The organism is Acinetobacter sichuanensis (assembly GCF_003024515.2).
Classification (GTDB): Bacteria; Pseudomonadota; Gammaproteobacteria; order Pseudomonadales; family Moraxellaceae; genus Acinetobacter; species Acinetobacter sichuanensis.
Window position 1 is genome coordinate 1 of the sequence record NZ_PYIX02000179.1, and the last position, 902, is coordinate 902.

Below are 902 nucleotides of genomic sequence, written 5' to 3' on the forward strand. Positions count from 1 at the left end.
GATGAGCAATTCTAAATTATTATGTCATTGATCTTAGATTAATTTTATTATTTACTTATTAAACAATAATAATTAGGTAAATGAAAATGTCAGAAAAAAATGATTCACTCGATACAGATGTAAAAAAAATGAAACTCCGCTATGCACAGCATGGGCATCTTGATACACCCTATCTCATTGCACGTTTTGCAGGAATGCAAGAAATAGATGCTTTATGGTTATCATTTTACTCAGAATATCCAGATGAAAAAAATGATTTTAGTGCGGTAGGGCAGTTTTTAAAGTTTGGTACAGAATGGCGAAAGTTTGTGTATGAAAAATTACATAGCCTTCACGGTGGGGATTATGAAAAAATTGCAAAAAGAAGAAATCAACTCAAAAAAGCAATCAAGATTGCGGTAGCTGAGTCTGATATGAGGAAAGCCGGTTTACTACTTCATGCTTTTGGTGATTCTTTTGCACATACTAAGGGTGCATATAATACCCATGATGAAACAGCATATGGTAGTGTAATTGGGCATGCTTTTGAAGGTATTTGTTTTCATGATCCTGATAAGGCTTTCAAAGTTTCAAATCGTCAAAAATATATAGGATTTATAACGCAATTATTTGAAATTTTGAAAACACTGAATGCAGATGTTGATGGATTTAATAATTATGTATTTCAAGTAGAAAATGCAAAATGTACTAGAGATGATTGTGCAATAGATGAATTGAATTTAAAGCCTGTTCACCGTAAAGTGAATTTGTTTTTAAAAGATAATATTCATTACATCAAAGTAATTACAAAAGAGGAACTTGAAAGTATTTTCACATACATTGATTAACTAATTTAGATGAAAGTCTATTTGATTATTTAGCTACGAATCAAAACCAATCACCACCTTCGGGTGGTTTTTTAA

At 30.8% G+C, this 902-nt stretch carries 1 protein-coding gene; it reads left to right on the forward strand.

All coding sequences use genetic code 11. The features are described from left to right. Positions 1-86: 86 nt before the first annotated feature. Complete coding sequence (locus tag C9E89_RS22875; protein WP_107010334.1) at positions 87-827, forward strand: hypothetical protein; 741 nt, start codon at positions 87-89, stop codon at positions 825-827. Positions 828-902: the final 75 nt, after the last annotated feature.

Coding starts and splice junctions, on each gene's coding strand:
- C9E89_RS22875 (WP_107010334.1), top strand. CDS start 87: ATGTCAGAAAAAAATGATTCACTCGATACAGATGTAAAAAAAATGAAA.